This window comes from Shewanella psychropiezotolerans, from assembly GCF_007197555.1.
GTDB classification, from domain to species: domain Bacteria; phylum Pseudomonadota; class Gammaproteobacteria; order Enterobacterales; family Shewanellaceae; genus Shewanella; species Shewanella psychropiezotolerans.
Window position 1 is genome coordinate 694834 of the sequence record NZ_CP041614.1, and the last position, 15361, is coordinate 710194.

Genomic DNA, 15361 nt, shown 5'->3' on the forward strand with positions numbered 1-15361 from the left:
ACATAAAAGAGCCGGAGGCGGTCTTAACATATAGGCTTGAAGTAGCGCAAAATTTGATAACAGAAGATATTAGACGTGGGTTAATCCCTGAGAGTATTAGCTCATTTTCTGACCTGCATGACTTTATAGACACAAATTTATACCTTGTAGATGACAACATAACTCCTCGACTCGGCTCATTTTTCAATTGGTCTGAATTCTGGCTAGACGACGAAGGTATTGAGATTGATATATATGCAGTCCATCAGCTACTAAATTTGATGTTCGAAGCGCTTGATTACTGGTTAGAAAATGGCAGAAAAATGAATGCCGCGGAATACCTAAATATAAAAGATACCTGATTAGATTAATCAGATAAAACCTCTGAGAAATTCTATTTAAATCAGAATATAATCAACTATAAATCTATCAGCGGATAGATTGCCGAGCAGTAAAGCTCGGCATTGCTTTTCTAAAATTAATCTGTCAAATCGATTGCGGGGTTAATAAGGACAGGTACACTAAAGTCTGCAGGGGAATAATCAACACCAATTCGCCCTTCGTGATGGCTCATAATCGCTTGGAATCGTGCTGCATATGCTGGTTTCAACTGCCCAACGGGTAACAGTAATAAATCCGTTTCTATTAGTTTCCCTTTGTTCTTTTTCTTCTTTATTGAGGTAATCGAAGTTGCTGTCTTTCCTTCCAAAGTCAAAGGGATTGTCTTATGATCTTTTACAATAAGCTGCAACAAATCGGGTTGTTTTGTATACTGGTTTATAACTCTTAAAGCTACTTTATCTCCATTATCACTAACAAAAATGTGTGAAGATTGGGTCGCTACCTGTAATGCCGTAACTAATTCATCCTTGTTTAATCTAATGAAACTTAGGAGACGATGTGGCGATAACCATCGTGCGCAATCATCCATTTCTTGCTCAGGTACAGTATCGCAACTTGGCGTCACACAAACATACCAGATTGTTTTTTTACCTTCACATGACTTTAAGACCGTTCCTGTTGTAATGTTGTCAGGTAAAACTCTCTGAGTTGATAGTAGCCTGTTGTGAGCATGCGCTATATTCAAACAAAGCTCTGCATCAAATTCTACTTTAAAATCCTTAAAATTACCTTTTGATACTCGAACAGCCTCTTTTAAAAAGTCATTGTGGGGTTGAGGTGCCGATTTCTGAAACTTTACAAACTCAGGGATATCTTCAGCAATACTGTTAGCTACTTTTTTAATAAATTCAGAGCCAGCTTTATCATCCCTATAAACTAGCTCATCTGATATATCTAGAAGCAAGTGATGCAAAATATTTTCTGAAATATTCAACTGCTTGTCTGGGTGCTCTTTCAAAATTGACCACAGCAAAGAAACTTGTTCATCTTCTGGCTTGCCTAGGATTTTTGACATGGAGAAATTTGAGTCTTCGATACGGTTTTGCAGTTCAGAAAGCACTACTCGATAGAAATTTGGGTACCAGTTGTGAAGAGCTTCTTCTAATTTGTCCCATACCGCTTGAGGTTGTTGTTCGATTTCTTCTTGAGAGCTATCTTTTTTCTCGCATAAAGCGATAAACACTTCCCCACACTGAATCCAAAGTTTATCCTCACCATGTACCTGAAGAACGTCAGCTCCCTCATTTAATTGCTTCCCCTTAATATCCTTTTCAACGAGATAGCGAAGAATAGCTTCTGTAGGCTCTTTGTGTACATCGTTATCAAAGTTTCCATCTTCCTGGATGTCTTGCCAGAACCGAGCTTTAACCTCTTGAACTACAGAGTTTTTATCACCTAAAATCAGCTTTACTTGCTGCTTCCTGGAGATGGAAGTCCAGTTACCACTATATACACTTTCAGCATTATCCCATTGCTCTAATGACGTTTCATCACTTTCAAAATAATCTTGTGGAGCTAAAATTTTAGAGCATCTTAGTGTCGTTGCAATTTCAAGCCAAACATCTTCAAGTGGCTTGTTTGTATAAATAACGACTAAATTGAGATGCCGACTAGTACTTAGCTCTCTAAGCAGTTGCAAAGATTTTGTTGAATCATTATGACTCAAACAATAATCTAAAATAATCAAATCACTTTTACGAACCTTATCAGGGTTAAGGTGACTGACCTGCTTTTCAACATCGCAAATGTATTTTTCGTTGTGAAAAAACCTTACAAACTCAGCTGCAACAGATGTCCGCTTGAAGCTACTTGATATATCATCAGATGATTTTCTAAGGCTATTTAGTTGCTCGTACATTTCACTCAAAACATGCTTTGCAGTCTCTGCATCTTCGGGGGCTTTTGGAGGTTGAACTCCCTCATCAAGTGTCGGAACTATTTTCTGTAGAGCATTAATTAGTGTTTGCTGCTTTGTAGATAGCTCGATGTATGGGTTGTACTCGTCATCAATCAATAGCACTGAACGGATAGCATCATTACGAAATGTTTTAGTTATTTGTTCTCTATAAGCTACTGGCATTATCTTACTTCCATCCCGCGAAATTGAATTACAAAATTAGCACCGTCTTGAATGAGCTTTTCTTCTAGTTTTTCGGCATACCAGATTTTATGACGAGCTACGGCGAGGTTCTGTTTAGATAGGTATAAACCAACCCCATTACCATTTGGTCTACGACTGTAGAATAATTGGAAAAGACTATCGATATCATCTTGATCAATTACAGGTCCATTATTCGCGACCACTACCAAATCATTGATGATATCAACTTTGATAACTCGATCTTTTTCAGCCAATGCCACCCAATAAAGAGCATTATTTAGTAAGTTGATAAACACTGGGATAATACGAGATTTAACATCAGTGACATTCATGCGTTTGAATGTATCGCTAAACTCAAGGCTAATATTTTGTTGTGAAAATTGATCCTGGAAGAATAGTTTTACATTTTTTATTACCTCTTGCCCTGAAATGTCGTCACGGATTTGATAACCCGAAAGTCTAAGGGGGATAGGAAGCGAAGATATTCTGTAAACTGCTTATGCGCCTTCATGGCATTTTTAAAGCTGGGTTCTTGCTTTGCACTACTGCTCATGAAATTAAGGGATCGTGTTACTGCTTTGTCTTGTGCGTTGAGTTCATGTGCCAATATTTCGAAACTAATGCCTAGCTGAGCAAGACCGCGCATTTGATTTATTTCTTGCTCTGCTTTCACGCGGTCTTCTTCAGCTAAAGTAAAAGCTGATTCAAGATCTACTCCCTGTTCTAACTTACCAAGAGCTTTTAAAAACCCTTCGTATTTTGTTGCTATATCGTCAGATAATTCTCGGTAAACTTTATCTAGAGAGTTTAATACCTCAACAGTATTACTAGAATTGGTAACCATATCTAGCATTGGCAGCATTTGCCTTTCGTATGCCTCTTTGTCTATTCGGGCTTCTTTTTTCCAAGTACTTTCTAAACGTTCAAGTGTTTTATCTATAGCATTGGCATAGGTGTTGACTTGCTTAGTTATTGCCGACTCAATTGTATCGTACTTGTTTTGGGCACTTTCCATTGGGGAGCGTTGCTGGTTCACCGATTCAAGTTTATTTAAACGCTCACGGCAGGTTTGTAATAACTCACTTAACTCTCCAAATAAGTCACGATAACTACGGTACTGCTCTTCGAGAAAACCATCCATTTTGGCAGGCTTATTTGGCGCTTTTAGTTCAGGCCTCAACGCTTCTAGTTTGTTAATACCTTCAATTAACTCATCTAGATGATGAAGTGATATTCCAATACCTGACTCTAGCTCTTGATGAACTCTACGTACGGATTCAACGTGGATATTAAGCTTCGGTAAGTTGGTGTCCATTGCACCTGTAAAAGCTTTTTTAGATAGGCGTGCAGATGAGTTACGAGCTTTTGTCTGTCTTTTTTTGTCCTTAGACAACAAATCAAGCATCAGCTTACGTTCTTCGGACTTACCACCAAAGTATGTATCAGCCAACTTCAATAGTAGCGTCCTTACCAGTGACTTTAGCTCTCTGGCTGCTTGGTTTTTCACAAAACCTTCTCTACCAGCCTTATCTTTTAGTCTCTGATTACTTTCTTGATCCAATAGTATCTGGCCAAATAATCGACGAGATGCCCAGTAATATCGTCCTGCATTCTTTCCTCTATGTTCTTCTATTTGAAAGAAATCATTATCGGAACGCCCATAAGGAAGTACACGCAACCCATCTCGAAATATCATAAAACCAGAATATTTTTGAGCTTGTGCTATTAAATGCGAGTGATGCTCTGGTTCATGAGTCGACTTTCCAATTTCCAACTCAAAAGTTCCCAGTTTGACTGCAAAAGATCCCGTTTTAGTCAATGCATCCATTCCCGAAGATCGGCACGGAAAAGCAACATCAAAATGCTCTTTACCAAAAGCGGTTACATGGCCTCTAAACCAACCTTTTTCATCCACTTTACCAACGACTTTATGCTCTAAGGTTTCAAAGTCTGAATAACCAAACACATCTTGATAGTTGAGAATTTCAGTTTGTTCACCGTAGAGGTAACCTTCCATATCAAAAGCAGCGATTTCATAGTGAAACTCATTTGTTTCATCTGATTCACGGTTAAACGGATCCACAAACGCTCTCAAAGTATCCACCAAATCACTCTGAATAGCTTTGTATTCGTCAGCATCACGACTCATATTGCCTCTGTTAGTCAGCAAATCTAAGTCACGGTTAAGATCTAGCAGAAAAAGAGCTGTCCCGTGCTGTTCTCCATCTAACTTTTCAACCTTATCTAAGAGAGGCAGCCAGCTGTCAATGTGATTTAATTTAAAGCTAAAACTCGTGCTTAACTGCCTAACTTTTTCTTCAGTTGAAACAAACACGTCATCATCTTGTGGGTTGTGACGTAGTTCAAAAGCTTCATTCTCATCAGTACTAAAGTGCTCCCACATACGGCGAAGAATTTTTTCATCTTCCGTTGATGGATTCAATGCAAGGTTATCAAGCATGTCTTGTTGCAGTTCGGAGCAAACTTTTGGTAACTCTTCTAAACTATCAAACTGCTGCATAGGTACTTTAATGTCATGCAAACTAAGGTAGGTATTTTCGAACAAACGCCAGTCAATCATTGCCGCGGAGTATAAAGTATCAACCTTTTTGGTCACAATAAGAGTAACAGGAGCTAAAAAAGCTGTAGATAGCCGGCCAATACCTTTCTCACCTTGCGTATGTCGGTCTTTTAAACCAAAGCGATCTTCTTTAGGTAGGAGGTTTTTCTTAGATTTTGAAGCGGTACCAATGGTTAGCCAACTATTACTCAGCTGCTCGTAAGTCATGCCGCAACCATTATCAATAATGGCACCACATTTAATTTCATCGTCGAATAGGTGGAGAGCTACGTTTCGTGCATATGCATCATAGGAATTTTTCCAAAGCTCGCTGATTGCTGTAGGTGCATCAGCTATTTGCCCTTTACCGAGGTGGTCAATAGTACGGGCCTGAGCTTTAAACGAAACCGATTTCCTTGTTGATTTTGGGTTCATATCAAATGGTTACGAATAAAAATAAGTACCTAGCATTCTAGGCACTTTTTCTAGTTCAATCCATCTATAATCGCAGATATCAATTTATAACCTAGAATTGTGGGAACGGCATTGCCAATTTGTTTAGCCTGGTCAGTAGAGCTACCCGTAAAAATATAGTCATCGGGAAATGTTTGTAAGCGAGCAGCGTGTCGCAATGTAAAGCCGTGGTCTTTCCACGGGTGGACAAATCGCCCTTTTGATGGATTATTACAGCCTGTCGTCATCGTATTTGATGGCACGTGGATGAGCACTCTTCCGTAAACATCTTTATGCCCGCGTAGCCATTGGCATGACATTTTAGTTCAAACTCTGGGGCTGCATCCATTCTGCTGCCATTTAAGCGAGTCGATTTAAAGCGTCGCTGCATTTTCTCAGTAGGTTGCATGTAGACATCACACGGGTCGTCTTCATCAACAGGTTTACCTGATTCTAAGCCTTTCAGTAACTTTCTCGCAGCCTCATCTGTCATTTTAGTATGAGGGCGAAAATGTTTATCTATATACTTTTCGATTAGCTTGGGGTTAAAGGTTCGAATACAGCAGAACCCGTTCTCCAAGTAAGTAAACCTTGTTTAGCTTCTTTTGAGGTAGGCGAAAAATAGTCAGGTGCCGGTGGGAAGGCTATCTCATCATTTTTTACGCCTTTACGGACACCTAATATAAATGCACGTTTACGGTTTTGGGGTGTTCCGTAGTCTTTAGCGTTTAATGTATCGCAAAAATGAATGATATAGCCGTTATCTTGTGCAAGCTGTTTAAACTTATCGAGATAAGAAGCATGCTTTTTCCAGAATAAGCCTGCTACGTTCTCTACTAAGAAAGCTTTTGGTTGAAATTCTTCAACGAAATCATAGTAACGTAATAAAAGCTTATTACGTGGATCGTCTACACCTGCATCATTAATTCGATGACTAGAGAATCCTTGGCAAGGTGGACCACCCAAAATCAACTCTAACTCGCCTACTTTTACCCCTAGCTTTTCTCTGAGCTCAGCAGGCTCAATTTTTAAGATATCACCATTAATTAGGTTAGTTTTTTGCTCCAATCTATCAATTATATTCTTGCGATATGTTTGAGCTGCAGATGCGTCTAGCTCTATAGCCGCCAACACCTCAAGACCTGCTTGATGTGCAGCTAAACTAAACCCACCAGCCCCTGCGAATAAATCAATTACACCCATATATCCCAAAACCTAACAATTTTCTGACTGCCGCATTCTACCGATATATTTGCAGAAAGCGAATTTAAGTAGATGACTCAATCCTCTTATGTTTACAAACATCGTAATGGCTACAAGTTACCCACAACAAGACTGATTATCAATACAACCGCAAGGAAGTCACTTCTTACCTTTGTCCTCTTCCATTAATTCAATACGGTAAATCTCGATAAGAAAATGTGAACTAACTTATACTCTAATTTTGCACAGGCTGTAACGATTTAAGCAGATTCTACTTCTTTTTTGGGACTTCTATGCGTGACTTGATTTCCATCATAAGCGATATTCCAGAAAATATCGCGATTACTCATTAGATCTACTTTGTCTTGAAGGATCGCTAGCCCTGTATGGACCCTGGCGACAAATACCGCTTAACTACTTACTTCAGTAGGAATTAATGATTGATGTTTTGCCCACCGAAAAAGACTCGCTGGCGCTGGTCTCAATTTCCATTACTCTTTGAATACTAAGGCCATCAAAACTTCTTTTCCCGAATAGATCGATTAATGAACTCGGCGTCCAAGAAGCTATAAAGCTAGTATCTTCAGGCAACTGTTGAAAGAATTCTTCAGTAACCCTCAAGTCATAGTCACAGCGTTGTAAAGTTAATTCGCCATCAATGAATCCCAAATTGAACCCAAAATTGTCAGCTGCCACATGAAAAATACAAACATTTCCTTTGGGACCTTTAAATTTACATCAATGCTCCCTGTAGCTTTCAAAAGAGCTTCAGCAGTTAAACGAACACCACAATATTCATTGATAAATACTCCTTCCAGAGATATCTTTGGAGCTTATGTGTGAACCTACTGAACATGTTTTTCTCATTCAACTCCAGTATTGAGATCTTTCCTGATAATTTAATGCCTTAAGGAATGCATCTCACTTGCTTAACTTGTCACAATGCGTCCTGTACAAATGCCTTATCAAGTTGTTTATATAAGTCTAAGGACTTCTCTGATTCTGTTTTTATATTCTCGTACAAGCTGCAGGCGATAACTCGGATAGCATGTTGCTCATTAATATTGAGCTTTGGATATTCATGTTTTTTGAAATTATCCATGATCTTCTGTTTTCTTGCTTCGATTACTCCCTCCTCACCGCGACTGTCACATACTTTAGTTAGATGCTGCTCCCAGTTACAGTAAGACTTATCCTCTAGACGCTCGCGTTTATTGCACTCTTTGCAGCATGGAATAATATTACCAGGATGATGTAGACCAAATTCGGTCCGATTGAACATTAGTACATGCTCAATTTGAAGTTTATCTTTTTTCTCTCCGCAATAAGCACAGCAACCATTAAAGTCATTGTCACGAATAGCCAACCAAAGAGCCTTTCCTTTACCACTACCAGTATTAAAAGAATGCCCAAGGTAATACTCGCCAACTTTTGTAAGAAAAGCTCTCACTGCTGTGTTAGCTGAATCTGATGCGGTATTGTATATTGTCATACATTACAGTCCTTTTTATCGTTGTCATAATCAATTGAGGCACAACAGATGCGTGCCTTGTTAAGCAAAGTGATTCTAGCGTTTGTATTGATGTACATTACTTACGATTTTATCCAAACATACCTAAAACTCATCAATTTAAAAATTATCTTTGATCACCTGGTGTTGAGTTGGTTAGTCGTCTTAACCGCCAAGATGGATAAGACTACAGCGTCCCCATACCCTATAGGCATTCATGATCTGATGCGTATGAGTATGAGTATCAATAGCTCGGTGCCATTTACGCCAGACTCACAATTTAGGGATTGACGACGCAAAGGATTTAATCTTACTGGTTAACCTGGCAGGGCAAGATCGCAAATATTTTATAAGTGAATTCAATCTGATTTGACCTAGTGCTTCAGGGCGACCACATGAGTTATTGAACCTCGTCTAAATTGTTAAATCCAGCAACAAGTACACTTTCTAAAAAACTGGCTTTCATCCAAGCTATTTTCTGTTTTAGCCTAATACGGCTTTATTACAAAGATTGGTAGTAGCCAGAAAATGCTTTGGTTAGGTAACGGGTTCTTAGTGATTAACGGGTGCGTTGGTTATTAGACGGATCTATCCTTCTATTTCTTGATCGTATAACCAGGTTTTGAATTGTCCTTTTTAAACCATCAGCATGACTTCAAACCCTTTGATTAAACATTAGTCCGCGGATTATTTGAAGCTCTTAAGCTATGGCTCCACTCACAATTTCTTCAACAGCGAGTAACAACCGAACAGATTCTTTGAACTGTTGCCACAATGGGTCGTTCACATCTCGTCTTGCTAGGAAGCGTTTTTGAAGTTCAAATATTTGGTTTGAATTTGTATTTTGATCATATTCACGTTCTGAGAGCAGCCTAAATTTTTGTTTGTAAGCTTCTGAAGAGAACCTATCCTTAATAGCATCGATGTTAAATAGTTCATCACCAGTCGCAACCTCCCAAACAAGCTCTTCGGGGGTGTCAATGCTCATGAATTTGAATTTTTTGTGGTACATGTCCAACATGCTTAACTTGAATTCTAGGGCCTGAGCGCTGTTGTCAGCATTGCCGCCATTTAGAGGTAATACAAATGAACTTCCACCTCTTCCTGTTTGAGATAATAGGATCTGGTCAATATTAGGATGTTCTGTTGCAGGAATATCAGCTCTAGTTTTCTGTAGGACATATCTCTCAGCATTAAGCTCAGAGTTAAATCTACCTATTTCTTCAGTACACACACTTTTTCTCATATCTCCATCAAGGAAGACGATATCATTGTTAGGAGATTCAGATGCAGTGAAATGAACGAGTAGATTATTGATAATCGTGTCCGCACCGCCCGGATAAGCGATGACCTCAATATTGTTGAGTATTTCTCTATCTATTTCTTTAACAGCTTCAATAACGAGCTCCTTTGCAAGGATATCCTCAACATAGATTTTTCTTTTTGTACCGTGTAGTTCTGAACCTAAACGTAAAAATGCTTGTTCGGCTGAGCAGTTATTAATAATGCTATAAGTACTCGTAGCTTCTTCATACTGAAATAGCTTGATTGCGTTATTGGGAAGGCCTTGTACGAAGTGTTCAGAGTGAGTTGACATTATCACTTGGCAACTAGTATTAAGTATTGCGTGAAATAATAATTCTCTGAGTGCTTTTTGAGCTCCTGGGTGAAGTGAAACTTCAGGCTCGTCTAGTAGAATTAATGAGCCTTCCGCGGCTCTAAGAACTTTTACTACGCAGTGAACAACAGAGATTTCTCCACTACCAGCAACGGCTTCACTATAACTAGAGTTAGACTGAGTAAAAATTATTGAGTAGCCAGCATTGTTAAACAAATCATGTTCAACGATTTTTGCAGTAACGTAGTTTTTACCGAGTATTTTATTTACCCAGTTAATTTCGGTTTCTGACAAAGTATCAACCTTTTTAGTTGTTCTCCCATGCCATGTTTTTGCTGTATTGCTTACACTTATTTGAGCTATGTGCTTTTTTAATACTCCTGAACGTTTGCGTAAGAATTCTTGTTTCGAAGTTATAGAGCCACGTCTTGTATATGTCCCAAAATAAAAAAACTTGTCAAATGCGCTGAGCTCAGCTCGAAAGTCAATGTATACGACCTCCTTCTGCATTTTTTTCCAACGAGTCTTATTCCTAAGCTCAGAGAGTGAATCATCGTAGGGTTCAGGCATTGGAGACATTCCATCTCTAATCATTGGTCTTGCAGTTTCCCAGTAATCCGGGTCATCTTGTCTGCGAACCCTTTTTTGAGCAATCTCTACTGGGGTTTGATTCTCTCTCGGTTTATATTTATAAATATATCTATATGGCTCACCACCACTTTCCTCGATTGGATCGATTGCAGTTGAAAACCAATAATGTGCAACATTATATGTCGCAGGGCACCCATATAAAGCTTGTAGTGTAGAGGATTTACCAGAGCCATTTGGTCCCACTAAAGTAATGAAAGGGAAATCTAGGTCGATAGTTGCGCCACTTTTTAACTGCTTGAAAAATGGAAACCTAATTTGCTGAATATAGTTATTAAAGGTGTGAAGTGGACGATTTTTAACTTTAGGAAGCAAACTTTCCATCTTTACTTCTCCACTCTAACTGGATGACGTTTAATATTTTTCATTTTTCCACTTATGCGTTTCTTTGTTTTGGGTAAGTAGGATTTAAAAATGACCACTTATATAGTATTGAGTACGTAATATATTTGTTGTTTAATTCAGTGGCTTAGTGCCGTATCACTATGTTTTCAGCAAGTAGTACTTAATGTATGTTATATGACCTATAGCCAAGAATTAAGGGGGAGAGCATTTAACTCACTAGTATCCACTTTCCAATCAAATTCCTGCACCGTTGTTAGCCATGTCAGTTTCTCACTTTTGGGTGCAGGTCTACTGCACGCTCATTAGTTTTGATATGGGAAACAGCCATAATGGTCAATATGTAGTATCTCTATTCTAACTAGGTTTGTGGCAAAATAATTTAGCCCCGCATTCATTCTTGCTAACCAAGAAATCCCAATCGAATATCCTTTATCAGGCACAACGTCAAAGGAAGACATAAAGTCCCCCATGCAATGCTCTCATGGAGAGCTAAAATCTTTAAACACAAGGCCTTACGTGGGGAGAGGGCGCTTTGCATGCTACATACAATACCTGCCTATGTCCAACCTTGTCGTTCACATCGGTACCAAGCTTGATTAACATCAAAAATGAATAACAATGTAAGGTTGAGTCAGTAGATAACTCATAGAAATACATGAATCATCCCCCCCCCCCTGACATTCAGGTAATCCAGAAAGGGATATAGAGGTTGCTACCACGCAGTAGGTGATTCAATTAGTGAGTCAACGAAGTGAGCTATTATTCCAGGTAACTGGAGATCTTGCTTTACATAAACGTTCGGTGAGTGCTTGCAGATATTCTACTCGCTCACCTAACCACTCCAGTTCTTCGAGGGTGATCACATAGCTAGGTTTATAACGGGCATCGACATAGCCTTTTCGCAACAATTTAAAGCGCCAGCGCTCCTTTTCGGGAACACGGAGAGAAACTCCGGCTCAATACCAGCCACTCGGCCGCCGAGTTTTTCTAAATCATGGCTATTAGGGTTATATAGCCAGTAAAGACTAATAAAATGGCGCTGTAGAAACGTTCAGTGGTTTGGTGTAACTCAAAGGCGGCTGTCAGGTATTCACCCTGTGACTAGTAAAAACAAAATCCAGTAAGAAATACCTTGGCTCCTCGAAACCAGTAATCAAAATCTTGCTGTGCCAGAAGATGACGTTCCAGTGCCGTCAGCTCTTTGGCTTCATCAAGGGTAAAGTTGTCCGTGTCATACAACATAATGCCTTCACGCTTGATATCAATTTAAAAGTACTGACTTTTACTGATACGTCTATTAATGAAGGCAATGTCTTCGGCTATCAGGCTATCAGGTGTTCGCTGAGCATGGGCCAATAACCGCTGACTTAAGCGGTCATTTTGTTCGACATGGCTGGCTTGTTGACGAGTTTCCATTACCACTAACAAGTCAACGTCACTTTGGTAGTGAAACTGCAAGGTATCGGGGTCAAGATCTTCGACCCAATCGCCGCGGCATAGCTGCCGAACAGAATGATCATCTACGGATCCACAAATTGACGAATGGTGGCCACGGCACGTTTTAGTTCATGGCTTTTCTGCTCAGGCAGATGATCGAGGAAAGTTTTCATTTTCATGGGGCTAATCGTAATGGATAGCGTTCGGGGGAAACAGGACACGGAAAATACTATGGCAAATGAAAGTGCCTAGTGGTGTTGACTCTCTTGCAGCGAAGCGGCAGAATGCGACGAACTTGAACCATACTTGTGAGTAACACCGTCGTCCAGCAGGTGCCTTAATAGAGCAACCATTACGAGCCCGATTAATAGTTCAAATGCCATGTCAGCCACAGTTTTATCGGACCGTAAGGCACTCAATCTAGAGACACCATACAATATATCCACTTACAGAATGGGTGAGCTGGCCGATAAGACATCTTAGCCGACTCATGCAATCTAATGTTATTGAGCTTCATAGTAAGTAACCACTAATGTGTGTAACAGGACTGTATGGTCAGTTGGAAAGACTCATGCTCAGCTCAATATAGTCAAGCTTTTACTCAATGTCTTTTAGCATCAGAACTGAATTAGAATTTTTGACAACAATCTTGACACAGGGGACCAGTATCAATCTTAAAACTTGTATCGTCGGATGCATTGAAGCTATGAAAGCGCTTAATATTTGCTTAGCATGTGATTTATTGTAAGTAATTCGATATTATGTTCTTTCACAAGCGAATAAATAGGAATGGAAAAGTGTCTAGGAAGATAATAAGTCGGGTAATACAAAATCACCCCATATTAACCATGAGTCTAATTGGTGCTTTTTTATCTGTCATTATTATCGGGGTAACAGCCAAATGGAGCTTAATCAGTTCAATTATTATGCCTGAATATACATTAGGACTTTATAATAGAGCATTTTGGGAGAACTTCATGGTTGAAGCTCATGGGTTTTTATTAGATTTCATAATGTTTGGAATATTAGTTTTTGGCATGGACAGACTCCGGATGTCTAGAGAGCAAAGAAGCAAAACTATTCGTCGGCAACGAGAAGAAACGGAAAGAATGGAAGAAGAACTCTCCGATTTTGCAGCCCTTGATCTGCCTGAGGTCAATGTAAAAAAAGTTGGTCATATAAAGAGGCTTCAACGTCTAGGAGTTAGAGTTTTTGATGTTACACAGTTAACAATTAATCGATGTAATATAAAGGAACTGGTCTTTACATCTGGTTCTCGTTTAATTGGTTTGCAGCTGCAAAATGGACACATGACCGAAATAAAATTTGATGAGGTTGCTATGAGGTCGTCTTTTTTCAATAACACGAAGATAAAATCTTGCTCATGGACTAAGTGTGATTTGAGAAACCTAGTTCTTAAAGATTGCACAGCCAAAGGAGTTAAATTTGTAGAGTGTGAATTGACGAATGCGGATCTAAGACAGGCTAACCTTACAGCAGCTAAATTTAATGGTTCCTCTATGGAAGGTGTTAAGTTTGAGGGAGCTGTTTTAAATCGTGCAGATTTAGGAAATGTTATAAACTTAGACCTGAATGCATTATCTTTGGCCAAGTCAATAGATTATATTTATTTAGATTTAGAGTTATTAAAAGAATTAAAAAAATTAAAACCTAATATGAAAATTTCTGAAAGCATTTCAGGCCAATGGGGAATCGAACCCCAACACCAGCAGATTGACTGCACAGTTGACACCATCGTGGCTTCCGAATGCAATTAATTATAACCATTGAAACATCCCCTTTGCAAGCGACTCATCTTAAAATGAACGTTTAATAAGTTACAAAGCAATCGTGCCTTTTCCACACCCTACTATTTGCACTGTTGAGCCTGCGACATCACAAATATGGTGTTAAACAATGCCTTTGATTAGGCAATAAATTTAACAGCAAAAAATGCCACCTAGCAGTCTATTTTGACGCTGAAATAGTCTGCGTGAAATCACTTTTTTACACCCTATAAATCACTATCATTGTCATTAAGCCACTAATATTGCGTTAAATACTTCCTGTGAATAGGCAATAAATTTTACCGTGATAAATGCAACCTCGCCTCACATAAAGCCGTCCACACATCACGCCATAATGTTTTTGCTGAAAAATACACAAAATGCCACCTATGGTATTTTTCCCGTTAAAAACCCATGACGAGAGATCATTTTTTTGCACCCCCAACCCCTGTTAAGGGGCTTAAGTTGCTGATATCGTGACCATGAGGGAGTAATTCAAGACAACAAAAATACCATCAATCAATGTCACTTGGTCGGTAAAATGTTCCCCACACCCCACGTTATCTTGATAAATCAAGAATAATGGTTGTTTGTTGTGGTTAAGCTGTTGATTTTTAATTAATTGAAGTGATTAAAAATTCAAAATGAATTTTTCAAAATCAGTTTGGAATTTCGGAAAAAACGCATTGACATTGCATAGGTAAAACCATGACATGTCAATAGATGCACTCTCCTGCGGGGTTGCAGAGGCGGTAATTGACAAGTCATTGCGATCATGTGGTTTTTGTAAGTCACTGTAAAATAGTAATAACTTGATTGGTGTCAGTGACATGTCATTGCCGTGTTTTTTGTGTCATTGCTATAGCATTGACACTGTTTTCGCCGTAGTATTGACATGTCAATGCGGTTTTAGGGCTGTCAATGGCCTGTCATTGACAGCTTTTAATAAGGAATGAAATATATGGCACGAAACAAAGCCGTTCAGGTGGCATGTTCACCTAATCTTTACGAGAAATTGAGTGCGTATCGTGAAGAGAAAAATTTATCGAGTGATGCGGATGCAATGAGAGAGCTAACCTTGTTTGCTCTGCGGATCCTTGAGCATTCAGATGATAGCGATGAGGGATTATCAACTCGTGAGTTAATGGAGATCATTCTGACCTACGTGGTGAAGAATCAGTACACCACTAGTCTGGTTCATTATCAGACGTTCAATGAGGATGGTGTGGATATGAGTAAGGCTAATGCAAAGCATAAAGATGTGATCGGAAAGGCAGAGAGTAAGATTGAACAAATATTGAATGGCGTAAAATAAGGA

Annotated in this window: 14 protein-coding genes; 3 read left to right on the forward strand and 11 right to left on the reverse strand. The window is 39.1% G+C overall.

The genetic code is table 11. The features are described from left to right. Nucleotides 1-457: 457 nt before the first annotated feature. From FM037_RS03115 to FM037_RS03135, 7 genes are all read right to left on the reverse strand, one after another. Entirely contained in the window at nucleotides 458-2461 is a 2004-nt protein-coding gene (locus tag FM037_RS03115; RefSeq protein WP_144044807.1) for a response regulator receiver domain, read from the reverse strand. Then, the gene (locus tag FM037_RS03120) at nucleotides 2461-2814 is read right to left on the reverse strand and encodes an ATP-binding protein (protein ID WP_144044808.1); all 354 of its coding nucleotides are present in this window, start codon (nucleotides 2812-2814) and stop codon (nucleotides 2461-2463) included. Before FM037_RS03120 ends, FM037_RS03115 begins: the two co-directional genes overlap by 1 nt. A gap of 80 nt (nucleotides 2815-2894) precedes the next feature. Continuing rightward, entirely contained in the window at nucleotides 2895-5477 is a 2583-nt protein-coding gene (locus FM037_RS03125; RefSeq protein ID WP_144044809.1) for an ATP-binding protein, read from the reverse strand. A gap of 50 nt (nucleotides 5478-5527) precedes the next feature. Further along, nucleotides 5528-5815 carry a DNA cytosine methyltransferase gene (locus tag FM037_RS29035; RefSeq protein ID WP_324617104.1) on the reverse strand — a complete coding sequence of 96 codons (288 nt, stop codon included), beginning with the start codon at nucleotides 5813-5815 and terminating at the stop codon, nucleotides 5528-5530. After that, nucleotides 5740-5988 (reverse strand): hypothetical protein, encoded by a 249-nt coding sequence (locus FM037_RS29040; protein WP_229381261.1) that lies wholly within the window; start codon nucleotides 5986-5988, stop codon nucleotides 5740-5742. Before FM037_RS29040 ends, FM037_RS29035 begins: the two co-directional genes overlap by 76 nt. A gap of 41 nt (nucleotides 5989-6029) precedes the next feature. Continuing rightward, on the reverse strand, nucleotides 6030-6698 hold the full coding sequence (locus FM037_RS29045) for a DNA cytosine methyltransferase (RefSeq protein WP_229381064.1): 669 nt from the start codon (nucleotides 6696-6698) through the stop codon (nucleotides 6030-6032). Between the two features lie 937 nt (nucleotides 6699-7635). Next, nucleotides 7636-8190 (reverse strand): HNH endonuclease, encoded by a 555-nt coding sequence (locus FM037_RS03135; protein WP_144044810.1) that lies wholly within the window; start codon nucleotides 8188-8190, stop codon nucleotides 7636-7638. Nucleotides 8191-8238: 48 nt separating this feature from the next. Between FM037_RS03135 and FM037_RS03140 the strand changes: the two genes are divergently transcribed. Then, nucleotides 8239-8499 carry a hypothetical protein gene (locus FM037_RS03140; protein WP_144044811.1) on the forward strand — a complete coding sequence of 87 codons (261 nt, stop codon included), beginning with the start codon at nucleotides 8239-8241 and terminating at the stop codon, nucleotides 8497-8499. A 409-nt stretch (nucleotides 8500-8908) separates the two neighbouring features. Here FM037_RS03140 and FM037_RS03145 read toward each other — a convergent pair whose 3' ends face one another. The 4 genes from FM037_RS03145 to FM037_RS28410 all read right to left on the reverse strand — a co-directional run bounded on the left by FM037_RS03145 (nucleotide 8909) and on the right by FM037_RS28410 (nucleotide 12235). Next, nucleotides 8909-10798, reverse strand: a complete 1890-nt coding sequence (locus tag FM037_RS03145) for an ATP-dependent nuclease (RefSeq protein WP_144044812.1) — start codon at nucleotides 10796-10798, stop codon at nucleotides 8909-8911. A 764-nt stretch (nucleotides 10799-11562) separates the two neighbouring features. Further along, nucleotides 11563-11727 carry a hypothetical protein gene (locus FM037_RS28400; RefSeq protein ID WP_185976947.1) on the reverse strand — a complete coding sequence of 55 codons (165 nt, stop codon included), beginning with the start codon at nucleotides 11725-11727 and terminating at the stop codon, nucleotides 11563-11565. Between the two features lie 193 nt (nucleotides 11728-11920). Then, a complete protein-coding gene (locus FM037_RS28405) occupies nucleotides 11921-12061 on the reverse strand; it encodes a hypothetical protein (RefSeq protein WP_185976948.1) in 141 nt (46 codons plus the stop codon). A gap of 24 nt (nucleotides 12062-12085) precedes the next feature. Beyond that, complete coding sequence (locus tag FM037_RS28410) at nucleotides 12086-12235, reverse strand: hypothetical protein (protein ID WP_185976949.1); 150 nt, start codon at nucleotides 12233-12235, stop codon at nucleotides 12086-12088. 818 nt (nucleotides 12236-13053) lie between these two features. Here FM037_RS28410 and FM037_RS03150 point away from each other — a divergent pair. Both FM037_RS03150 and FM037_RS03155 read left to right on the forward strand, forming a co-directional pair. Next, on the forward strand, nucleotides 13054-14034 hold the full coding sequence (locus FM037_RS03150; RefSeq protein WP_185976950.1) for a pentapeptide repeat-containing protein: 981 nt from the start codon (nucleotides 13054-13056) through the stop codon (nucleotides 14032-14034). A 970-nt stretch (nucleotides 14035-15004) separates the two neighbouring features. Then, nucleotides 15005-15358, forward strand: a complete 354-nt coding sequence (locus FM037_RS03155) for a hypothetical protein (protein WP_144044814.1) — start codon at nucleotides 15005-15007, stop codon at nucleotides 15356-15358. The last annotated feature ends 3 nt before the right edge of the window (nucleotides 15359-15361 follow it).